We start from the raw sequence: 20,726 nt of genomic DNA on the forward strand, positions 1-20,726 counted from the left end.
CCAGGAGTCGATGGCGGCGCGGAGGAGGGAGGGGACGACTTCGAGGATGGTGACGTTGTCGGTGGTGATCCGGCCGAAGAGTTCCTGGGGGTCGGCGGCGGTGTCGCGGTCGACGACGAGGAGGCGTCCGCCGGTGACGAGGGGGGAGAGCATCTGCCAGACGGAGATGTCGAAGGTGACGGGGGCGTTGTGGACGACGACGTCGTCCGAGGTCAGGCCGAGGTCGTCGATCTTGGCGAGGAGGTGGTTGACCATGCCGGCGCGGTGGACCATGGCGCCCTTGGGGCGGCCGGTGGAGCCGGAGGTGAAGATGATGTAGGCGAGGTCGTCACCGCCGCCCACGGGCGGGGAGAGTTCGGTGTCGCAGGTGCCGTCCCAGGTGACCACGGCCGGTGTGCTCGATGTGGCGGCCAGCAGTTCGGCGGCCGTCTCCTGCAGTCCGGGTCCGGTGTAGAGGACGTCGGGCCGGGAGTCGTCGAGGAGTGCGGCGGTGCGGGCCGTGGGGGCCCGCAGGTCGAGGGGGACCCAGGCCGCTCCGGCGCCCAGGACGCCGAGGATGCCGGTGACGAAGGGGATCCCGGGCTCGCACAGCATCGCCACCCGCGATCCGGGACGCACTCCGGCCGCGGCCAGACGACGGCTCAGAGCCGAAGCGAGACCGACCAGCTCACCGTAGGAGACACAACCCTGCGGATCGCGCACCGCNGGCCGCGGCCAGACGACGGCTCAGAGCCGAAGCGAGACCGACCAGCTCACCGTAGGAGACACAACCCTGCGGATCGCGCACCGCAGTCTTCTCGGGCTCCTCGACAGCCAGTGCCCGTACACGCTCCACGACCCCGGCGTATGTCTCGTCGATCGCGGTGGCGTTCCACCCCGCGCGCAGCGCGGCCGACTCCTCCGGCAGCAGGATGCCGAGCTGGTCGACGACCGCGTCCGGCCCCGCCTCGGCCAGCGTCCCCAGCCAGCCGAACAGGCGGCGCTGGTGGAGTTCGAGCTCCTGCTGCGTATAGCGCGAGGGGTTCGCGTCGAGGCGCACCGCGTAGCCGTCCTCGGCCGAGTCGAGATAGATGATCTGCATGTCCTCGACCGGGCCGGTCGACAGATTGTGCAGGAGTCCGGCGCACTCGCCGAACGTGTAGTCGAAGCCCGATTCGAGGACGTTGACGGTCGGCCCGAGCGAGCGTCCCGCGTCCCCGGTGAAGCCGAGGTCGCGACGGATCCGGTCGCCCCGGTAGTTCTGGTGGCGCAGTGTGGCGCGCAGCTCGCCCGCACTGTCGCGCAGGAAGTCCGCGACCGTACGGCCCGGCAGCACCCGTACGGGATGCGGCACGAAGTTGGCGCGCATCCCCGGAACGGCGCGGGCGGCCGCCGTGGCACGGGCCGGCACCGCGAGGGTGAGCAGGGCGCGGTCCACACCGGCCGCCCGCTGGACGTACGCGCCGGTCGCGGCGATCAGCAGCGTCTGCCAGGTGATGCGGGAGTCCCAGGCCAGCGCCCGCAGCCGCTCGACCGCGGCCGCGGGCAGCACGGCCTCGCACCGCAGCGAACTGCGGGCAGGCCCGCCGGGGCGCGGCGAGAGGCTCACCGGCTCGGGCTGCTCCTCGAAGCGGCCCCGCCAGAACTCCTGCTCCCTGGCGTACTTGGCGGTCGCGGCGTACGCGTCCTCGTCGTCGGTGAGCGTGCGCGGATCGGGGAAGGCGCCCTCGGCGTCCGGATCCGCGTACAGCGCGGCGAGCCGGTTGTAGATGAGGACGCGGCTGAACCCGTCGACCAGGATGTGGTTGACCCGGATGTAGAACAGCAGGTGGTCCGGGCCGAGCCGCAGGAGTACCGAACGCAGTGTGCCCGCGGTCAGGTCCGGCGGCGTGAGCAGGTCCTGGCGCATGAACGCCTCTGCGGCGTCCCGCGGCTGCGGCTCCCGCGACAGGTCGAGCGTCTCTACGGGGAAGTCCCCGACGGCGGCGAGCTCCTGGCGCGGCTCGCCGTCGAGCTCGGTGAACAGGGCACGAAGGGTGCCGGCCTCCCGCAGCACCCCCTGCCACGCGGCCGTGAACCGGGCGGTGTCCAGGGGGCCGCGCAGTTCGAGGAAGTCGCCCATGGTGAAGACGGGGTTGCCCGGGTCGGCCTGCTGCCCGTACCACATCTCGCGCTGAGCGGCGGAGAGCGGCAGCTGCCGGGCGGGGGGTGCGGGGATCATGACTGCACTGCTCCAGTGGGAAGTTCGGACGATTCGATGCCGTACACGTCACGCACCCAGCTCGGCTGGTAGACGGTGTCGATGTAGCGCTCGCCCAGGTCCGGGGCGATGGCGACCGCCGTGACGTTCTGGCTCGGACGGTGCTCGGCGAGCCAGCGCAGCGCACCGCTCACCACCGTCCCGGTGGAGCCGCCGAAGAGGAATCCCCCGCGCGCCAGGGTGTTGCAGGCGCGCACGGTGTCGGCCTCGGGGACGTGCACGACGTCGTCGACGTACGAGGTGTCGAGCAGCGCGGGCCGTACCCCCGTGCCGAGTCCGGGGATCATGCGCGGACCCTCCGGGCCGCCGAAGGTGACGGAGCCGACGCTGTCGACCGCGACGACCGTCACCGGCCGCGGCAGCTCCTTGAAATAGCGGGCGCAGCCCATCAGGGTGCCCGTGGTGCCGGCGCCGATGAACAGCAGCTCCAGGTCGGGGAACTGCTTCTCGATCTGCGGGGCCGTGGTGCGGTAGTGCGCCCGCCAGTTGTCCGGGTTGGCGTGCTGGTTCAGCCACACGACCCGCGGGCTGCGGGCGAGCAGCGCCCGCACGTACTCGAGCCGCGCCGCCAGGAACCCGCCTTCCGCGGCGGGCTCCGTGACGGTGTGCACCTCACTGCCGAGCGACTCGATGAGCTTGCGGGTCGCGAGGTTGGTCCGCGAGTCGACCACGCAGATGAAGTGGTAGCCCTTGGCCGCGGCGATCACGCTGAGCGCGACCCCGAGATTGCCGGACGAGGACTCCACCAGCGTCGAGCCCTTGGTGAGCCGACCGCTGCGCTCGGCCGCCTCGATCATGCTCGCCGCAGCTTTGAGCTTGATGGAACCGGCGAAATTGAACCCTTCGCATTTGAGGTGCAGCGGATATCCGTACATCTCCCGGAGATCTACGTAGAGATCCTCGGTGTTGAATTCGTGCGGTGCCGAGATAACCGGCATGATCCCCCCATCAAGACAAGGCTATCGCGTGGCCGATGTGCGGTACACACGCAGGCTCAGAGGTATGAGAATGGCGATGAGCAGCCCGATGCTGGCCAGCGAGACAATCACCGGATGTTCCACCGGGAAACTTCCGGATGCGGCGACTCCGGTGTTTCCCCACAATTGCCGGCAGGCCTCCGATACCGCACTGACCGGATTCCACTCGGCGAGGACCTGCAGCCAGCCGGGAAGCCCGGTCAGCGGCATGAACGAGCTGGAGAGGAAGGAGAACAGGACCAGGAGCAGGGCGGCCACGCCGCTGATCGCCTCCAGGTTGCGCATCAGCATGCCGAGGAGCGCACCGACCCAGAGCATGGCGTAGGCGAAGGCGAGCAGCAGCAGGAAGCCGGCCGCGTTCTCGGCGAACGACCCGTGCACACGCCAGCCGACGGCGAGCCCGGTGGCGGCCACGAGCACGATGCTCAGGGCCGCGGCGGCGAGATCGGCGAGCGTATGGCTGACGAGGACGGTGGCCCGGCCCATCGGCAGCGAGCGGAACCGGTCGATCAGCCCCTTCTCCAGGTCGCCGGCCACACCGATCGCGGTGATGCCGATGCAGGAGAGTCCGATCTGCGCGAACACCCCGGCCATGATGTATTCGCGGTAGCTGCCGCCGGTGTTCTTCACCTCGACGACGGTCGCGAAGAGATAGCCCAGAATCACGACCATCGCGACGGGCGTCAGCGCCACACCGATGATCTTCTCCGGGGTGCGCCGCAGATGGCGCAGATGCCGGCCGGTGAGGGCCGCGACGTCACCGCCGTGGGCAAGCACCGAGCTCATAGGGACGCCTCCGCTTTCGCTGCGCCGGGGTGCGAGGCCGGCGCGCCCGTCAGCTCGCCGGTCAGATGGAAGAACACGTCGTCGAGAGAGGGCCGCCGCAGGGCGAACTCCTCGACGGTGACGCCCGCGTATTCGAGGGCGGTCGCGGCGGACGCCAGCGCGCCCATGCCGTCCGGCAGCTGTACGTGGAGGGTGCGCTGCCGCTCGTCCAGCTGCGGCGGGCCCACTGCGAGCGGCGCCAGTACGGAGGCGGCCTGCGCGAGCGCGGCCGCGTCGGCGACGGCAACCTCCAGGCGCTCGCCCCCGACCTTGCGCTTGAGCTCGTCGGACGTGCCCTCGGCGATCACCCGGCCCCGGTCGACGACCAGGATCCGGTCCGCGAGGAAGTCGGCCTCCTCCAGGTACTGGGTGGTCAGCAGGACCGTGACGCCCTGGTCGACCTGGTCCTGCACCATCCGCCACAGCGTGGCCCGGCTGGCCGGGTCGAGTCCGGTGGTGGGCTCGTCGAGGAACAGCACCTCGGGCGAGGAGATCAGGCTCGCGGCGAGATCGAGGCGGCGCCGCATGCCGCCCGAGTACTCCTTGGCGGGCTTGTCCGCAGCGGCCTCCAGCTCGAACTGTGCGAGAAGTTCGGCGGCGCGAACCGCTGCGCCCCTGCGGCCGAGCCGCAGCAGCCTGCCGAGCAGGATGAGGTTCTCGCGGCCGGTGAGGAGCTCGTCGACGGCGGCGTACTGCCCGGCGAGACCGATCCGGCGGCGCACTTCGCGCCGCTGCCGCACGATGTCGAAGCCCGCGACGCGAGCCGTGCCGGCATCGGGTTCGAGCAGGGTGGCGAGCATGCGGACCGTGGTGGTCTTGCCCGCGCCGTTGGGCCCGAGCAGACCGAGCACCGTGCCCGCTTCGACCGACAGGTCCACGCCGTCCAAGGCGCGGTGGCTGCCGTACTGTTTCGTCAGGCCGGCGGCCTCGATCGCGGTGTTCACGGAATTCCCCCTTTCATGTCCCAGGTAATTTGGCGAATTGTTTGGCTGGTTCCGGATTGGGGAGTTGTCCGGTGAGCAGGCATGCTGCGGGTTGCGTGGTTCCTGCATCGCGGTCCTTCTCACCCGTACCTCCCGACGAGAAGGAACCTAACCGGCGACCTGGCCGGATCGCGTCGTTCCCGGTGGCCACAGACTGCCGCGGCAGCATGCTGCCGACGTCGCATTGCCTGCGTGCTGGCAGGATGCTGCAGCCGCATTGAGCTGACATGTCCGGAAGGGAGTTCGCCGGCGCCGAATATCTACAGTGAGAGACGTCGCTCAGCAACGCTCACCGCAGACGTCCCACTGGGAGAGGTAATGGCAAGGCAACGAAATCTGGCGGCTTCACTGGGAGCCTGGAGCGCCCGGCACCGCAAGACCGCACTTTTCGGATGGCTCTTCGCTGTCATCGCGCTCACAGTCCTCGGAGGTCTGACGGGGCAGAAGAGCCTGACCGAGGCCGACTACGGCACGGGGGAGTCGGGCCGCGCCGCCCGCATCCTCGTCGACGCCGGCATCAAGACCCCGGCGCCCGAGATGATCCTCGTCCACAGCGATCGACTGGCCGCCGAGGACCCCGAGTTCAAGAAGGCCGTCGCCGCCGCGATCGCGGCCGTGGACGGCACCGGCCTCGCCCAGAACATCGGCGACCCGTACGAGACCGGCGCGTTCTCCGAGGACAAGCACGACGCGCTGGTCCAGTTTGCGGTGAAGGGCGACCCGGACACGGCCGCCGACCGCATCCAGCCCGTCGTCGACGCGCTGGCCAAGGCGGACGAGGCCCACACGGACGTCACGTTCGGCCAGTACGGCGCCGCCAGCGGACTCAAGGGCATCAACGACTCGCTCGGCGAGGACTTCACCCGCGCCGAGTTCACCGCCGTGCCCGTCGCGCTCGGCATCCTGCTCGTCGTGTTCGGCGCGCTCCTGTCCGCCGTCCTGCCGCTGGTCCTCGCGATCACCGCGTGCGTCGCCGCCATGGGCCTGCTCGCGCTCTCCAGCCAGCTGGTCCCGGTCGACGCGATGACCAACTCGGTGCTGCTCCTGATGGGCCTCGCCGTCGGCGTCGACTACTGCCTCTTCTACCTCCGCCGCGAGCGCGAGGAGCGCGCCGCCGGCCGTGACAAGGAGAGCGCGCTGCGGATCGCCGCCGCGACCTCCGGCCGCTCGGTGCTGATCTCCGGTCTGACCGTGGCCGTCGCCATGGCCGGCATGTTCCTCTCCGGCCTCACGGTCTTCGAGGGGTTCGCCATCGCCACGATCGAGGTCGTCCTGATCGCGGTACTCGGCTCCATGACGGTGCTGCCCGCCGTGATGGCGATGCTCGGCGACAAGATCGACGCCGGCCGGATCCCGGGCCTGCGCCGCACGACGCGTGTACGCAGCGTGGGCGAGAAGCCGGGCCGGCTGCTCGGCGCCGTCCTGAAGGCGCCCGCCCTGTCCGCCGCCCTCGGTATCGCGTTCCTGCTCGCTCTCGCCGCGCCCGCGCTGTCCATGAAGACCGAGAAGCTGGGCTTTGACCAGCTGCTGCCCGCCGACAACGTCACCGCGCAGACCGCCCGGCGGATCGAGAAGGCCTTCCCCGGCGCCCCGGCACCGGCCCAGATCGTCTTCAAGACCGGGAACGTCACCTCGGCCGAGGCCACCGGCGCCATCACCGCCTTCAAGGAGCGGGCACTCGCCTCCGGCCATGTCATGAACCCCATCGAGGTGACCGTCCACAAGGACGAGAACATCGCGGTCATCAACGCCCCTCTCGCCGGTGACGGCCGCAACGCGACCTCGGTCCGTGCCCTGGAGCAACTGCGCGACGTGATCATCCCGGCCACCCTGGAGAAGGACGGGTCCAACCAGGCGCCGGTCGGTGGCGACCTCGCGTTCTCGACCGACTACAACGACCAGCTCAAGTCGTCGATCCTGCCCGTCTTCGCCTTCGTGATGGGCATCAGCTTCCTGCTGATGCTGCTCTGCTTCCGTTCCCCGGTCATCGCGATCACCTCGATCGTCCTCAACCTCCTGTCGGTGGCCGCCGCTTACGGTGTGATGACCGCGGTCTTCCAGAAGGGCTGGGGCGACGAGCTGGTCGGCACGACGGCCGTCGGCGCGATCGAGTCCTGGATGCCGCTGTTCGTCTTCGTCGTCCTGTTCGGCCTGTCCATGGACTACCACGTCTTCGTGGTCTCCCGGATCCGTGAGGCCTACGACCAGGGCGTCGGCAACCGGGCGGCCGTCGCCCACGGCGTCCGCTCCACCGCCGGGGTCGTCACCAGCGCCGGCCTGATCATGGTGGCCGTCTTCGCGGTCTTCGGCACGCTGTCCATGCAGGACTTCAAGCAGCTGGGCGTGGGTCTGGCCATCGCGGTCCTGCTCGACGCCACGCTCGTACGCGCCGTCCTGCTGCCCTCCGTGATGGTGCTGCTCGGCCGGTCCAACTGGTGGCTGCCCTCCTGGCTCAAGTGGCTGCCCGAGCTCTCGCACGGCGAGGAAGAGCCGGCTCCGGCACGGCAGCACGCCGCACCCGCCGGGCACCGGCGGCCCGAGCCCGCCGAGCACACCCTCGCGGGCCGCTGAGCGGCCGGAGGCCCTCACCCCCGTATCCGCTCACGACTCCAAGGAACCTTCTCCATGTACGAGTTCAGCGTCATCGGCGGCAAGACCGCACGGGAGATCATCTCGGCCTCCCGGCAGGACATCGTCGACGTCGTCCGCGACACCTACCTCGCCCACGAGGCGGGCGACTCGGTGAACCCCGACAGCTACTTCCTCCGCTTCCCCGAGAAGCCCGACGCCCGCATCATCGCGCTGCCCGCGCACCTGGGCGCCGGCGCCGACATCTCCGGGATCAAGTGGATCAGCAGCTTCCCGGCGAACATCGAGCGCGGCATCCCGCGTGCGTCGGCGGCCCTGCTGCTCAACGACCACGAGACCGGTTACCCCTTCGCATGCCTGGAGGCCTCGCAGATCAGCGCCGCCCGTACGGCCGCCTCGGCGGTGCTCGCCGCGGAGCAGCTGACCGGCGGGCGCACCGCGGGAAAGCTGACGGTCGTCGGTGCGGGCATCATCGCGCGCAACATCCTGGAGTTCTTCAAGTCCCGTGACTGGCAGTTCGGTTCGGTCACGGTGCACGACAAGAGCGAGGAGTACGGCTCCGCGCTCGCCGCCCACGCCGGAGACGTCCTCGGCTACCCGGCCGGCACGGAGCACGACCTCGCCGCAGCCCTCGCCGGCGCCGACGTGGTGGTCCTCGCGACGACCGCCGCCGAGCCGTACATCCTCGACCCGGAGGCCTTCGCACCCGGTCAGACCGTCCTCAACATCTCGCTGCGGGACATCGGCCCGGAGCTGATCGAGGGCGCCTACAACATCCTCGACGACGTCGAGCACTGCATGAAGGCCAACACCTCGCCGCACCTCGCGGAGCAGAAGTACGGCGACCGGCACTTCGTCACCGGCACGCTCGCCCAGCTCATCAAGGGCGAGGTGACCACCGGTGGCGACAAGCCGGTGATCTTCTCACCGTTCGGCCTGGGCGTCCTCGACCTGGCGGTCGGCCTGCACGTCTTCCGCGCGGCGCGCGCCTCGGGCGAGGCCGTGGAGATCGCGGACTTCTTCGGCGAGACCACCCGCTGGTAGTCACCGGCCCCCTCTGCACACGCGGCCCGGGCAGGAGCTCCTGCCCGGGCCGCCCCACGTCCGACGAAGGAACGATCGTGACCCCTACGCCGTGGGGCAGCCGCCCCCCGGGCCGACTCCTTCGGATCCTGCCGGCCCCGGCAGGATCCGAAAGGGACGGCCTAACCCACCAGCCGGTACGAGGCGCACACACCGAGGAAGATCAGTGCCGCCAGCGTGCTGCACGAGTAGTGGAGCCGGCCGGACAGGTGCCACCAGCGCCGCCGCCAGGAAAGGAACGCGCACACGACCATGGCGCCCGTGGTCGCGAGCGCGATGCCGGTCAGGGCCGGTACCGCGGTCAGGAGCGGCGAGTCACCCACGATGATCGTGCGGTTGAGGGCATTGGGGTCGGCGGACAGCAGCAGGAAGCAGACCGTCGCCGCGGTGATCAGCGCGCCGGACGTCCACAGCAGCAGCTTGGCGGCGCGCGCCCCGGCCGGCGCACCCGGCGAGCGTCGGCGCAGCAGGGCGAGCACCGGCAGCGCGAGTACCGTCAGGGCGAGGAACGCGAGCGAGCCGAGCAGCACCCGCTGGTGCAGCGTGGGGGAGAGGTACCAGGGCAGCCGCTCGTACGCGACGGAGACCTCGGAGGCGACGGAGAGGCGACCGTCACGGAAGGCGATCCGGTCCTCGCCGCCCTCCTCCTGGAAGAGCCCCGGGCTCAGCTGCACCCAGTGACGCTCGGTCACGTCCGGGTCGCGCGACAGCCCCGTGGTGGTCAGCGTCGCCCCTTCACCCGCGCTCACCCGCACCGAACCGGTCAGCGCGCTGACCCGGGTCAGCTCCGAGGAACTGGTGCGCGTGGAGCGGTAGTCGCCCTCGTACTGCCCGACATCGGCGAGCGACGTGGAGCTCCGCACGGCGGCGGGCCCACCGAAGTGGTCGGCGACGAGGTCGGCCAGCTCCTGCCCCGCGTAGATGGCGCGCCCGTTCTCGCCGTCGCCGTTGTAGACGACGTACACCGCGGCGTTCCGTTCGGGCAGCAGCGCCAGATTGCCGTGGAAGCCGGGCAGGTCGCCGTCCTTGACCAGCATCCGCTGTCCGCCGCGGACGCGCTCCTCGAGGATGTAACCGAGGCCGGGCAGCCGGTCGTCATTGCCGAACTGCCGTGCCAGCAGAGCGGAGTCGGAGCGTTCGCCCAGGACCGGACCGCCGCCGCCGAGCAGGGCGCGCAGCAGCTTCCCCATGTCCGCCGCCGTGGTGACGGCGCCGGCGCCGGTCGGGGACCAGTCGCCGTACTGGCCGTCCTGGACGCGCTGGTGGCCACCGTCCGGGCGGTGGCCGCGGGCGAGGTCCGCCTCGATGACGGGGGTGTGCGGCTGCGCGAAGCTCGTACGGTCCATGCCGAGGGGCCGCAGGATCGACTGGTCCACGTACGCGGCGAAGGGGGTGCCCGTCACCGTCTCGACGAGGTGACCGGCGAGCGCCACACCGTAGTTGTCGTAGCTCGCGACCTCGCCCGGCGGGCGCACCCGGCGCGGCTGGTGGTCGGCGAGGCTCTCGCCGAGCGGGCGCACGTCCTCGGGCCGGGTGGCGGCCCGCCCGATGATGTTGTTGTCGAAACCCGCCGTGTGCGTGAGGAGATCGCGTACGGTCACCGGATGCCCCGGATACGTGTCCTTCACCTTGAAGGAGGAGAGGTAGCGGTTGACGTCGGATCCCAGGTCGAGACGCCCCCGCTCGACCTGCTGAAGGACCGCGATCGCCGTGAACAGCTTGGCGTCGGAGGCCATGAAGAAGCCGGTGCGCCGGGGATCCACCGGTGTCCCCGAGGCGGCGTCCGCGACGCCGTACCCCTGGGTGAGGACCGGCTCGCCGTTCTCGACGACCACCACGGAGGCGCCGGGGATGCGGTAGTCGGTGAGCTGCCGCCGCACGAGGGCGTCGACCGCCCCCGAAAGCCCGGGCAGTTCGGACGGCCCGGCCGCGGAGCGGGCCCCCGTCCGGTGTGCCGGCCCCGCGGAGGCAGCGCTGGTGCCACCCGCCAGGAGCAGCAGGACACACAGCGGAAGGAGCAGGAGCCGCAGTCGCAGTCGCATCGTCATGTATACAGTCAAGTCGCCACGACAGCGCCGAAACAGACACCTCGGTGGCGTCCGATGGGGGACCTGGGTACACCACCGCACACGGCACACACGTCCCGTGTGTGCCGGGCCCGAGCCAAGAAGACTAGGGACATCACCACGGCAGCGAGCCGTGCGCAGAGGGGAATGGGACGATCGTGAACAACCTGGATGTACGTACCGGCTTCCGCTCCCTCGGCAGAGGGCTGCCCGTTCTCTTCCTCGCCATCGGGGAACTCGTCCTGTTCTGCCTCTTCGTGACGGCGGTCTCCCTGATCGGCATCGGCCTGGGCGTCCTGCTCGTCCCGGCGCTCGCCGTCGCCGTACGGGCCGTGGTGAACAACTCCCGCAGGAACGCGGCACGGTGGTCGGGCCGCACGGTCGAGGAGCCGTACCTTCCGGCGCCCGCCGCCGAGCCGGGTCTCAAGGGACAGTGGCAGCGCACGCACTGGGTGCTGACCGACCCGGCGACCTGGCGGGACCTGGCGTGGATGCTGGTCAACCCGGTGGTGGGGGTGGTGCTCGCGCTGTCGCCGCTCGTCCTCGTCGTCGGCGGACTCGGCGGCATGCTGATGCCGGCGATCTACCGGCCCATCGCCGACGCCGGCGAGAACTACTACCTGTGGGTCGAGATCAGCGACCTGACCTCCGCCTGGTACGCCGCCGCCCTCGGCCTCGTGACCCTGCTCGCCGGTCTCGCCGCCGGCCCCGCGCTGCTGCGCGCCCATGCCTCCCTGGCCCGTACGCTGCTCACCCCGACCCGCACCGCCGAGCGCGTCCGCCGCCTCACCGACAGCCGCAGTGACGCCGTCAACACCTCCGCGGCCGAACTGCGCCGCATCGAGCGGGACCTGCACGACGGCGCGCAGGCCCGTCTGGTGGCCCTCGGGATGAACCTCGGCGTCGCCGAGCAGCTGCTCGCCAAGGACCCGGAGGCCGTACGCGCCATCCTGGCCGACACCCGCAAGGCCTCCGCCGCCGCGCTGACCGAGCTGCGCGACCTCGTCCGCGGCATCCACCCGCCGGTGCTCGCCGACCGGGGCCTCGCGGACGCGGTGCGCGCCCTGGCCCTGGACAGCCCGCTCGACGTCACCGTCAACGCCGACCTGACCGGCCGGCTGGAGGCGCCCGTCGAGTCCGCGATGTACTTCGCGGTCGCCGAAGCCCTCACCAACGCCGCCAAGCACGCCTCGCCGACGACCGTGAGCATCGACCTCTGGCACGAGGGCGGCGCGCTGCGCAGCCAGGTCGTCGACGACGGCCAGGGCGGCGCGGACCCCTCGCGCGGCACCGGACTGCGCGGCATCGAGCGCCGCCTGGCCGCCTTCGACGGGCTCCTCGCGATCAACAGCAAGCCGGGCGGACCGACCACCCTCACCATGGAGCTGCCGTGCGCGTTGTCCTAGCCGAAGACCTGTTCCTGCTGCGGGACGGTCTGGTCCGCCTGCTGGAGTCGTACGACTTCGAGGTGGTCGCCGCCGTGGACAACGGGCCCGGACTGCTCCAGGCCCTCCTCGACCACAAGCCGGACGTCGCCGTCGTCGACGTCCGGCTCCCGCCGACGTTCACCGACGAGGGACTGCGGGCCGCCCTCGAGGCCCGGCGCCAGGTCCCCGGCCTGCCGGTCCTGGTCCTCTCCCAGTACGTGGAGCAGCTCTACGCCCGCGAACTCCTCGCCGACGGCAGCGGGGGCATCGGCTACCTGCTCAAGGACCGGGTCTTCGACCCCGACGGCTTCGTGGACGCGGTCCGCCGTGTCGCGTCCGGCGGCACGGCCATGGACCCCGACGTCGTCGCCAAGCTCTTCGCCAAGGAGCTCCACCGCGACGGCCCCCTCTCCCGCCTCACCCCACGCGAGCGCGAGGTGCTCGGCCTGATGGCCGAGGGCCGCTCGAACGCCGCGATCGCCCAGGAACTGGTGATCACCGAACGCGCGGTCATCAAGCACACGTCGAACATCTTCACCAAGCTCGACCTGCCCCCGTCGGATGCGGACAACCGGAGGGTGCTCGCGGTCATCGCGTACCTCAAGTGACACGGCGGCCGCCCAGGGCCTGAGGCCGCAGGGCCTGAGGCCGGGTGGCCGCGGCGCCGGCCGGGGCCGCGGGTTTGGATGTATCGGCATAAAATAGGTGTAAAGGTACTCCAGGTGAGTCCGGGAGGTGTGATGTCCGTACATCCCGACGCGGCACCGCAGCGCGCGCAGCATGACCCCGAAGACACGCTCAACCGGCTCGGGAGTTCGTGGCACTGGGCGCTCGGCGTCGCCCTCGCGACCCTGATCCCCGGCATCCTCGTGCTCGTCTGGCCCGACGAGACGCTGCACGTCCTGGCCGTGCTCATCGGGCTGCAGTTGCTCGTGGCGGGCGGGTTCCGCTTCGTCGGGGCCTTCTCGCACAGCAACGACGTCGGCGGCAGCAGGCTGGCGAGCGTGCTGATCGCGATCCTGGCCTTCCTGGCCGGCGTCCTCGTGCTGCGCCATCCCATGCAGACGATCGGCGCGCTGTCCCTGATCGTCGGGGTGTTCTGGCTGATCACAGGGCTGCTCACGGCCTACGTCGCCATCGCCGACCGCCTCCTCCTCCACCGCGGGCTGCTCTTCGGCCTGGGCGCGCTCGGCACCGTCGCCGGAATCGTCGTGCTCTGCTTCCCGGTGGACTCCGCGGTCGCCCTGACCCGGCTGCTCGGGCTGTGGCTCGTGCTGCTCGGAGTGTTCGAAGTGGTGATGGCCCTGGTGATGCGTTCCGCCACCCGTCGGGCCGCCGCGTCCAGGTAGGCGGCCGTCCGCCGCCTCCTCCCTCGTTGTCTTGCGGTACAAGATAGTTGGCCACTATCTTGTACCGCATGACAAAGGGGCGGCAGACGACCGGTGACCAACGGCGCAGTCAGCTCCTGCGCGGAGTGCTCGACCTCTGCCTGCTGTCCCTGATCGCCGAACGGCCCAGGTACGGCTTCGAGTTCGCCGAGGCGCTCGCCGCCGGCGGGCTGGAGCTCGTCAGCGACGGCAGCATCTATCCGCTGCTCACCAGGATGGAGCGGGCGGGGCTCATCTCCTCGTACCGCGCCCCGTCCCCGACCGGCGGCGCCCCGCGCAAGTACTACCGGCTGACCGAGGCGGGCCAGGCCGAACTCGGCCGCGGCCGCGCCGACTGGCATGCCTTCGCCGGGCCGGTCGGCCGGATCCTCACCGCCACCACGCCATCCACGGGGGAGACCATGCCATGACGAACGCGCAGATACTCGCCGCCTGCCGCAGCAACTGGGAGTACCGCGGGATCGACGACGCGTCCATGCGGGAGATGCTCGACGAGCTCTCCGCGCACCTGGAGGACGCGGAGGCCGCGGGCCGCACCGGGCAGGACGTCGTCGGCCACGACGTACGCACCTTCGCCGCGGCCTGGGCCCGGGCGCGGGCGCCGCTCCCGCGCCGACTGCTGCGCATGGCCTGCCTGGGCAGCTTTGTGCTCGGCTGTCTCCTGCTGCTGGCGTGCCTGAGCCGGTGGACCACCGAGACGGCCTTGACCCCCGGCAAGATCGCCTTCTGGGTCGTCCTCGGCGTGGCCACGGTCGTCTGGGAGCTGCGGCGGGGCAGCCTGGGCATGCTCCGGAGCTGGGCGATCGGCCTCTGTGCCGCCCTGCCTGTAGCCCTCCTGACCGGCCGTCTGGCCGGTGAGGCTCCGGTGTTCACGGCGCCGTTGTGGGTGGCGCCTCTCCTGCTGCTGCCGGGACTGCCGTACGCCTTCGCCGACGTACGGGCCCGTAGGAACGCAGCCCCCGCCGTCCAGGCCTGACGGCGGGGGCGGGGGTAGGGTCCCGGGCCGTCAGAGGCCGCGTACCGAGGCCACCGTGAAGGTGGTCGGGGTGCCCGAGCCGGGGTTCATCGGGCCACCCTTGTCGAACTGCGAGCGGACCACCAGGGTGCGTCCCGGGACGCGTGCCAGGGTCGTGGGGATCTGCAGGGACGGGTCCGTGACCGTACGGGTCAGCCGGGCGCGGGTGCCGTCCGCGCCGAGCTGCCAGCGGGTCAGCGTGTTGGTGGTGTTGTGCGCCACGCGCAGGGTCCCGTCCGGGGCCAGGTCGAGGCCGTCGGCGGCCTTCATGTCACCGCCGGTGAGCGCGACCCGGCGGACGGCCCCCGTACGCAGGTCCACGCGGAAGAGGTCGCCGGTCGGCATGTCCACGGTGAGGAGATAGCGGCCCGTGCGGTCGGAGGTGATGCCGTTGAGGCTGAAACCCCCGGCCGGGCGGGGACGCAGGGCCGGGGTGAGGTCGTAGGCCTCGGTCAGGACACCGCTGCCGGCGGCCAGTTGCCGCGGGGTCACGCGGTAGATCACACCGCGGACGCTGTCCGTCAGGTACGCGGTGCCGTCCGGGGTGACGGTCAGGTCGTTCACGAAGCGTGCGGAGGCCCCCGAGGCCACTTCGAAGTGGGCGAGCCGGGTCCCGGTCACGGTGTCGTAGACGGCCACGCCCTTGGTCGAGTCGGTGACCCACAGCCTGCCGCGGGTGTCGACCCGCAGGCCGTTGGCCGTCCGGCGGCCGTCGGTACCCGAGGGCAGGAACACCTCGGCCTCGGACCGGCCGGGCCGGGCCCGGTAGACCGTGCCGTCCGCGTACGAGCCGACGTAGACCGTGTGCGTGCGCGGATCCGCGGCGATGCCCTCCGGGTAGACCTTCGCCCCCGGCAGCGAGAAGGCGGTGGATATCCGGGGCTCGCCCGACGGGCCCGCGGCCCGGGCCGCCGCCGGAGCCGGCCCCGCCGCCCCGAGGGCGAGCACCCCGGCCACCGCCGCGACCAGGACCGACCTCGCGGCCTTCTGCTTCCTCGGCGCCTTCGTCTTCATTTCCGCCTGCGTCGTCTGCCGTGTCATCGCATCCCCCATTGGACGTCCTCTACCCATCAAGTGAGGGCGAATCTATGTTAGAGCTCTAATGTATGGCAAGGGTCATAGGATGCCGTCATGACCTCCATGGCCCCCGAGGAGCGCATCGGCTCGCATGTGAAGCGCGCCGAGCAGGCACTTCTCGCGGCGAAGAACGCGGCCTGCAAACCGGCCGCCGTAACGGTTCCGCAGTACGCCGCGCTGCTCTGGCTGGCCGAGAAGCCCGGCATCTCGGCCGCCGCGCTCGCGCGCCTGTGCGGGGTGACACCGCCGACCATGAACACCGTCCTGAAGAACCTCCAGGAGCGCGGGCTCATCGAGCGGACCCCGCACGAGTGGCACCGCAACGTGCTGGAGACCCGGCTCACCGACGAGGGGCGCGCGGTCATGGAACTCGCGGACGCGGGCGCGGTGCGGGTGGAACGGGCACTCGCCGCCGCATTCACCGAGGAGGAAAGGGAGTTGCTCATCGAGCTGCTCGGGCGGTGCGCGGAGGTGCTCGACGCCCAGCGGTGAGGTCGCGCCCGTGCGCGCATCGCCGTATGTTTTTTGCTCGAATTTGGAACTGTGCGGGTGGTTTGCTCATCAGGACTTAGGGGAGACAAGCCGTTCTGCCCTCGGGGGCAGTCAAGACCGTTCGGAGCGAAGTTCGTGCACCAGTACCCGCAGCGCCCGCGGCCTGATGACCAGCAGTCGTACCAGGACCACCCGCCCCAGGGGCAGGGCGGCCACCAGCAGTACCGGCACCCGCAGCAGCCGCAGCACGCGGAGCACCCGCAGCACCCGCAGCACCAGTCGTACGAGGCGCCGTACGGCTACCCGCCCGCCCCGGCCGGGCACCCGCACGACGTCGAGCCCCCGCAGCCCAAGCGGTCCCGGCGTCGAATATGGATCAGCGCCGTGGTCGCCCTCGCGCTGCTCCTCGGTGGCGGCGGGTTCGCCGCATGGAAGCTCGACTGGTTCTCGGGCAACGGCGAGGCCGTGACCTTCGGCAAGAACCCGCCGCCGGCCGAGGGCAAGCCGGACGCGGGTGCGCCGTCGGCCGAGGCCAAGCCCTCCGGCGACCCGGACGTGCTCATGCCGACCGGTCCGAGGTCGGACTTCAAGCAGACCGCCAAGCTCGACGACGGCACGATCATCGCCAAGACCCGCGTCGCGGGCGCGAAGTCGGGCTTCGAGGGCGACGTGTGGGTGTGGGCCCCCAAGCAGTACGACGACCCGAAGTACGCCAAGAGCGGCTTCCCGGTCCTCATCGCGCTCCCGGGCGGCAACGGCTTCCCGAACAACTACTGGGCCGACACCAGCCTCGGCCTGCAGAAGGCCATCAACGAGGGCGTCAAGGCGGGCACCAGCCTCCCGTACATCGTGATCATGCCGGTGCTCAACCCGGACGCCAAGTACTACTACGACGGCTCCGACATCCCCGGCCAGGCCAAGATGGGCACCTGGATCGCCGAGGACGTCCCGGCCTTCGCCAAGGCCAACTTCCGTACGTACAAGTCCCGTGACGGCTGGGCCTTCATGGGCTCCTCGTCGGGCGCGTTCGTCGGCATGAAGACGGTCCTCCAGCACCCGGACAAGTTCAAGGCCGTCATCGCCAGCGGTGGCGAGATCGTCCCCGACTCCCCGCTGTGGAAGGGCCACCAGGCGGAGATGGACGCGAACAACCCCGAGAAGCTCGCCCAGAAGCTGATCGACAGCAAGGGTCCCGAGGTCTACATCAACTTCCAGATCGGCACCAAGGAGTCCGGGAAGGAGCGGATGACGAAGTTCCAGCAGCAGTACGGCAAGGGGCCGGTCAAGACGACCATCCGCGACATCCAGAACGGTGAGCACAACGGCTGGCACTACGTCCGGGGCATGAAGGAAGGCTCCCTGGAGTGGGTCAGCAAGGTCCTGAAGGCACCGAAGCCGGAAGCGGGCTGAGCCGGGCGGCAGGTACGGGGGCACGCGCGGGCGGGCCCCCACCCCCGCGGCCCCGCCCCGCGTCCACCCCCGCCCCCGCGCGTGGTGCTCGCCACGTCACCCCCGTCTCAGGCAACCCGGGCCGTCGTTCATACCTCTGTAAGGGGTGTAAGGGGGACCGAGCGGTCCGGCCCGCGCTCCGAGGTGAGCGCCGGAGAAGGAACGGGACAACAAGCGTGCAGCATGACCAGCAAGGCGATGGCAGCCCCATGACCACGGGCCGCCGCCGCCCCACCCGCCGGCGCCTGCTTCTGATCAGCGGCGGTCTGGCGCTCGCCCTCGCCGGGGGCGGAGCAGCGTACAAGTTCGGCCTCTTCTCGGACATAGGGGATCCGGTCTCCTTCGGCAAGGTCCAGGTGCAGGAGAAGACGGCCACCGCCTCCGAGGCCCTGCCGGAGGTGCTCATGCCGACGGGGCCGGCGGCTTCGTTCGTCCGCACCAGCCGGCTCCCCGACGGCACCCAGATCGGCAAGGCCACCCTCACCGGCAAGAAGTCCGGCTTCACGGGTGACGTGTGGGTGTGGGTACCGAAGGAGTACGACGACCCGAAGTACGCCAAGAGCGGCTTCCCGGTCCTGATCTCCCTGCCGGGCGGCCGCGGCTACCCCACGAACTACTGGGGCACGGGCCCCGGCCTCGGCCTCCAGCAGGCCGTCGCCGACGGGGCCAGGTCAGGCAAAAGCCTGCCCTTCATCCTGATCATGCCGGTGACCAACGCGGACACGAAGCACCACTTCGACGGCTCCGACATCCCCGGCCAGCCCAAGATGGGCACCTGGATGGCCGATGACGTCCCCGATTTCGCGAAGGCCAATTTCCGCACCTTCACCTCCCGCGACGGGTGGGCCTTCATGGGCTCGTCGGCCGGCGGATTCAACGGCTTCAAGCAGCTCCTGAAGTACCCCGACCGGTTCAAGGCGGCCATCGCCAGCGGGACCGACATCGTCCCCGACTCCCCGCTGTGGAACGGGAACACGCAGGCCATGGACGCGAACAACCCCGAGAAGCTCGCCGCGAAGCTGATCGACGCGGGCGGCCCCGAGGTCTACATCAACTTCCAGATCGGGACCAAGGAGACCGGCCGCGAGCAGGCCGAGAAGTTCATGAAGGAGTACGGCAAGGGCCCCGTGCACACTTCCCTCCAGGTGATCCAGGATGGTGAGCACAACGGAAAGTCGTATGTGCGCGGCATGAGGGAGGGCTCCCTGGAGTGGATCAGCAAGGTGATGAAGGGACCGACACCCGACCCCGGCGTGCGATGAGCACGGTGGTGAAGGGAACATCGGCGGCCGCCGCCGCGGGCATCGCGGCGGTGTGCGCCGTGGCCTTCATGAAGGCGCCCGGCGAGCGTCCGGTGCTTCCCTTCCCCACGGTCGGCGTACTCATGGCGGGCGGCGAGCACTGGTGCACCGCGAGCGTCGTCGACAGCCCGAAGGGCAATGTCGTCGCCACCGCCGCGCACTGCGTCGCCCCCGCCGGCGAGGACGGGCAGCCGGGCGAGGTGGCCCACGACGGCCTGGCCATCGGTGAGCTCTCCTTCGCCCCGGCCTTCTCCGGCGAGGGCGACGGCACCCAGCCCCTGGGGGTGTGGAAGGTCAAGGCGATCCACGTCGACGAGCGCTGGACCAAGTGGGGCGAGGACACGGCCGACTTCGCCTTCCTCACCATCGAGCCGGACGAGGACGGGCGCAGCGTGCAGGAAGCCGTCGGCGGCCGCGCCGAGGCGCCGCGGCCGGAATGGACCTCCGGCTACGAACGGGACGTCACCGTCGTCGGCTACCCGGAGTCCGAGCACAACCCGGAGAACAGGCCCGTGTCCTGTACGACGCAGACCCGCCACGACGATGAGGACCCCGACATGCTCTACATGAGCTGCGCGGGCTTCTGGACGGGCACCAGCGGCAGCCCCTGGATCGCCGACCGGGGCGGGGCGGACCCCGCCGGGCACCTCATCGGGGTGCTGAGCGGCGGGGACACCGATGTGGACTCCACGGCCGCGCTGTTCGACGAGCGGGCGAAGGCGCTGTACGAGCGGGCCGCGCGCGACTGAGCGCCTGCGCCGCCGCCACTTCTTCCTGCGCCGCCGCTACTTCTTGCGCCGTTCCGTGCTGACGATCACGACGACCGCCGCCACGACGATCGCACCGCCGACCATGATCGGCCAGGTCAGGGCCTCGTCGAGGATCAGCGCGCCGAGTGCGACGGCGACGACGGGGTTGACGTAGGCGTACGTGGCCACCAGCGACAGCGGTGCGGCCTGGAGGAGCCATACGTACGCGGTGAAGCCGACGAGCGAGCCGAAGAGGACCAGATAGCCCAGGGCCAGCCAGGAGGCGGTGGAGAAGGCAGTCGGGTCCAGACCGCGGTGCTCGCCGCGCATCAGGCCGACGAGCACGCCCGCGACGCCGCCCGCGAGCATCTGGTAGGCGCTGCCCGTGAACGGGTTGCCGGGCAGGGACAGCTTCGATGCGGAGAAGGAGCCCAGCGACCACAGCATCGACGCGGCCACCACCAGCAGCACCCCCGACAGCCGTACGGTGCCGCTCAGCCCGGGGCTGGTCAGTACCGCGAGACCCGCGAGACCGACGAGCACCCCGGCCAGGGTGCGGCCCGGGGGCCGGTCCCCGGTGGCCGCGCGCAGCACCACCACCCACATGGGCACCGCCGCCACCAGCAGTGCGGCCAGGCTGGACGGTATGGAGGTCTCGGCGAGCACGACCAGGCCGTTGCCGCCGAGCACCAGCAGCAGCCCGACCAGGACCGCCGAGCCGACCTGCGCCCGGGTGGCCCGGAGCGCCGCCGTGCCGTGACGCCAGGCGACCACGGCGGCCAGCAGCAGGCCGGCGGTGATGAAGCGGGCTCCGGCGGAGAGGAAGGGCGGCATCGTCTCGACGACGATGCGGATGCCGAGGTAGGTCGACCCCCACACGACGTAGACCAGGGCCAGCGCGGTCCACACCGCGCCGGTGATCCTGCCGGGTGCGGTGGCCGTGGGCCCGCCGTCCACCGGGGCCGGGTCCGTGGCCGGGTCCGGGGCAGGTGTCGCGGGCGGAGGCGAGTCCGGCTTTGAGGTGCTCATGCCCGGATCCTATGGTCGTTGGCCCATGCAGGCATCT

At 70.9% G+C, this 20,726-nt stretch carries 18 protein-coding genes and 1 pseudogene; 11 read left to right on the forward strand and 8 right to left on the reverse strand.

Annotated features, from left to right (window positions below; genetic code table 11):
• From AAT21_RS37940 to AAT21_RS07600, 5 genes and pseudogenes are all read right to left on the reverse strand, one after another.
• The coding region (locus tag AAT21_RS37940; protein ID WP_235438716.1) for an AMP-binding protein at positions 1-705 on the reverse strand (705 nt) is incomplete at both ends.
• Between the two features lies 1 nt (position 706).
• Positions 707-2,200, reverse strand: a pseudogene (locus AAT21_RS39975) (condensation domain-containing protein); the annotation flags it as partial.
• The gene (gene sbnA, locus AAT21_RS07590) at positions 2,197-3,177 is read right to left on the reverse strand and encodes a 2,3-diaminopropionate biosynthesis protein SbnA (protein ID WP_046775972.1); all 981 of its coding nucleotides are present in this window, start codon (positions 3,175-3,177) and stop codon (positions 2,197-2,199) included. The pseudogene AAT21_RS39975 and the gene sbnA, both read right to left, overlap by 4 nt.
• Before the next feature lie 21 nt (positions 3,178-3,198).
• Positions 3,199-4,002 carry an ABC transporter permease gene (locus AAT21_RS07595; protein WP_046775973.1) on the reverse strand — a complete coding sequence of 268 codons (804 nt, stop codon included), beginning with the start codon at positions 4,000-4,002 and terminating at the stop codon, positions 3,199-3,201.
• A complete protein-coding gene (locus AAT21_RS07600; protein ID WP_052757692.1) occupies positions 3,999-4,985 on the reverse strand; it encodes an ATP-binding cassette domain-containing protein in 987 nt (328 codons plus the stop codon). The genes AAT21_RS07595 and AAT21_RS07600 overlap by 4 nt, the downstream gene beginning before the upstream one ends.
• A 357-nt stretch (positions 4,986-5,342) precedes the next feature.
• Between AAT21_RS07600 and AAT21_RS07605 the strand changes: the two genes are divergently transcribed.
• Positions 5,343-7,595 carry an MMPL family transporter gene (locus tag AAT21_RS07605; protein WP_046775974.1) on the forward strand — a complete coding sequence of 751 codons (2,253 nt, stop codon included), beginning with the start codon at positions 5,343-5,345 and terminating at the stop codon, positions 7,593-7,595.
• A gap of 54 nt (positions 7,596-7,649) precedes the next feature.
• Positions 7,650-8,657 carry a 2,3-diaminopropionate biosynthesis protein SbnB gene (sbnB, locus tag AAT21_RS07610; protein ID WP_046775975.1) on the forward strand — a complete coding sequence of 336 codons (1,008 nt, stop codon included), beginning with the start codon at positions 7,650-7,652 and terminating at the stop codon, positions 8,655-8,657.
• Positions 8,658-8,818: 161 nt separating this feature from the next.
• On the opposite strand, the gene AAT21_RS07615 is transcribed toward sbnB, so the two are convergent.
• Positions 8,819-10,744 carry a serine hydrolase domain-containing protein gene (locus tag AAT21_RS07615; RefSeq protein ID WP_046775976.1) on the reverse strand — a complete coding sequence of 642 codons (1,926 nt, stop codon included), beginning with the start codon at positions 10,742-10,744 and terminating at the stop codon, positions 8,819-8,821.
• A gap of 176 nt (positions 10,745-10,920) precedes the next feature.
• On the opposite strand from AAT21_RS07615, the gene AAT21_RS07620 reads away from it, so the two are divergent.
• The 5 genes from AAT21_RS07620 to AAT21_RS07640 all read left to right on the forward strand — a co-directional run bounded on the left by AAT21_RS07620 (position 10,921) and on the right by AAT21_RS07640 (position 14,553).
• A complete protein-coding gene (locus AAT21_RS07620; protein WP_235438718.1) occupies positions 10,921-12,168 on the forward strand; it encodes a sensor histidine kinase in 1,248 nt (415 codons plus the stop codon).
• A complete protein-coding gene (locus AAT21_RS07625) occupies positions 12,153-12,797 on the forward strand; it encodes a LuxR C-terminal-related transcriptional regulator (protein ID WP_046775977.1) in 645 nt (214 codons plus the stop codon). The genes AAT21_RS07620 and AAT21_RS07625 overlap by 16 nt, the downstream gene beginning before the upstream one ends.
• A 132-nt stretch (positions 12,798-12,929) precedes the next feature.
• Entirely contained in the window at positions 12,930-13,538 is a 609-nt protein-coding gene (locus AAT21_RS07630) for an HdeD family acid-resistance protein (protein ID WP_046775978.1), read from the forward strand.
• 68 nt (positions 13,539-13,606) lie between these two features.
• A complete protein-coding gene (locus AAT21_RS07635; RefSeq protein ID WP_046775979.1) occupies positions 13,607-13,987 on the forward strand; it encodes a PadR family transcriptional regulator in 381 nt (126 codons plus the stop codon).
• On the forward strand, positions 13,984-14,553 hold the full coding sequence (locus AAT21_RS07640) for a hypothetical protein (RefSeq protein WP_046775980.1): 570 nt from the start codon (positions 13,984-13,986) through the stop codon (positions 14,551-14,553). Before AAT21_RS07635 ends, AAT21_RS07640 begins: the two co-directional genes overlap by 4 nt.
• A 30-nt stretch (positions 14,554-14,583) precedes the next feature.
• On the opposite strand, the gene AAT21_RS07645 is transcribed toward AAT21_RS07640, so the two are convergent.
• Positions 14,584-15,633 carry an SMP-30/gluconolactonase/LRE family protein gene (locus AAT21_RS07645; RefSeq protein WP_235438719.1) on the reverse strand — a complete coding sequence of 350 codons (1,050 nt, stop codon included), beginning with the start codon at positions 15,631-15,633 and terminating at the stop codon, positions 14,584-14,586.
• Between the two features lie 90 nt (positions 15,634-15,723).
• On the opposite strand from AAT21_RS07645, the gene AAT21_RS07650 reads away from it, so the two are divergent.
• From AAT21_RS07650 to AAT21_RS07670, 4 genes are all read left to right on the forward strand, one after another.
• The gene (locus AAT21_RS07650; RefSeq protein ID WP_200904349.1) at positions 15,724-16,161 is read left to right on the forward strand and encodes a MarR family winged helix-turn-helix transcriptional regulator; all 438 of its coding nucleotides are present in this window, start codon (positions 15,724-15,726) and stop codon (positions 16,159-16,161) included.
• A gap of 399 nt (positions 16,162-16,560) precedes the next feature.
• Complete coding sequence (locus tag AAT21_RS07660) at positions 16,561-17,571, forward strand: alpha/beta hydrolase (protein WP_046777150.1); 1,011 nt, start codon at positions 16,561-16,563, stop codon at positions 17,569-17,571.
• Positions 17,572-17,819: 248 nt separating this feature from the next.
• Positions 17,820-18,872, forward strand: coding sequence for an alpha/beta hydrolase (locus AAT21_RS07665; RefSeq protein WP_052757693.1), 1,053 nt, complete (start codon positions 17,820-17,822; stop codon positions 18,870-18,872).
• Entirely contained in the window at positions 18,869-19,660 is a 792-nt protein-coding gene (locus tag AAT21_RS07670) for a trypsin-like serine peptidase (protein WP_046775984.1), read from the forward strand. The genes AAT21_RS07665 and AAT21_RS07670 overlap by 4 nt, the downstream gene beginning before the upstream one ends.
• A 36-nt stretch (positions 19,661-19,696) precedes the next feature.
• Here AAT21_RS07670 and AAT21_RS07675 read toward each other — a convergent pair whose 3' ends face one another.
• Entirely contained in the window at positions 19,697-20,689 is a 993-nt protein-coding gene (locus tag AAT21_RS07675; RefSeq protein ID WP_079025501.1) for an EamA family transporter, read from the reverse strand.
• Positions 20,690-20,726: the final 37 nt, after the last annotated feature.

It is taken from the genome of Streptomyces yangpuensis (assembly GCF_001005295.1).
Taxonomy (GTDB): domain Bacteria; phylum Actinomycetota; class Actinomycetes; order Streptomycetales; family Streptomycetaceae; genus Streptomyces; species Streptomyces yangpuensis.

What these genes read in the sequence shown, in the direction of transcription:
- AAT21_RS07605 (WP_046775974.1), top strand. Translation starts at nt 5,343, where the DNA reads ATGGCAAGGCAACGAAATCTGGCGGCTTCACTGGGAGCCTGGAGCGCC.
- AAT21_RS07595 (WP_046775973.1), bottom strand. Translation starts at nt 4,002, where the DNA reads ATGAGCTCGGTGCTTGCCCACGGCGGTGACGTCGCGGCCCTCACCGGC.
- AAT21_RS07670 (WP_046775984.1), top strand. Translation starts at nt 18,869, where the DNA reads ATGAGCACGGTGGTGAAGGGAACATCGGCGGCCGCCGCCGCGGGCATC.
- AAT21_RS07635 (WP_046775979.1), top strand. Translation starts at nt 13,607, where the DNA reads ATGACAAAGGGGCGGCAGACGACCGGTGACCAACGGCGCAGTCAGCTC.
- AAT21_RS07615 (WP_046775976.1), bottom strand. Translation starts at nt 10,744, where the DNA reads ATGACGATGCGACTGCGACTGCGGCTCCTGCTCCTTCCGCTGTGTGTC.
- AAT21_RS07640 (WP_046775980.1), top strand. Translation starts at nt 13,984, where the DNA reads ATGACGAACGCGCAGATACTCGCCGCCTGCCGCAGCAACTGGGAGTAC.
- AAT21_RS07675 (WP_079025501.1), bottom strand. Translation starts at nt 20,689, where the DNA reads ATGAGCACCTCAAAGCCGGACTCGCCTCCGCCCGCGACACCTGCCCCG.
- AAT21_RS07630 (WP_046775978.1), top strand. Translation starts at nt 12,930, where the DNA reads ATGTCCGTACATCCCGACGCGGCACCGCAGCGCGCGCAGCATGACCCC.
- sbnB (WP_046775975.1), top strand. Translation starts at nt 7,650, where the DNA reads ATGTACGAGTTCAGCGTCATCGGCGGCAAGACCGCACGGGAGATCATC.
- AAT21_RS07650 (WP_200904349.1), top strand. Translation starts at nt 15,724, where the DNA reads ATGACCTCCATGGCCCCCGAGGAGCGCATCGGCTCGCATGTGAAGCGC.
- AAT21_RS07665 (WP_052757693.1), top strand. Translation starts at nt 17,820, where the DNA reads ATGACCACGGGCCGCCGCCGCCCCACCCGCCGGCGCCTGCTTCTGATC.
- AAT21_RS07645 (WP_235438719.1), bottom strand. Translation starts at nt 15,633, where the DNA reads ATGACACGGCAGACGACGCAGGCGGAAATGAAGACGAAGGCGCCGAGG.
- sbnA (WP_046775972.1), bottom strand. Translation starts at nt 3,177, where the DNA reads ATGCCGGTTATCTCGGCACCGCACGAATTCAACACCGAGGATCTCTAC.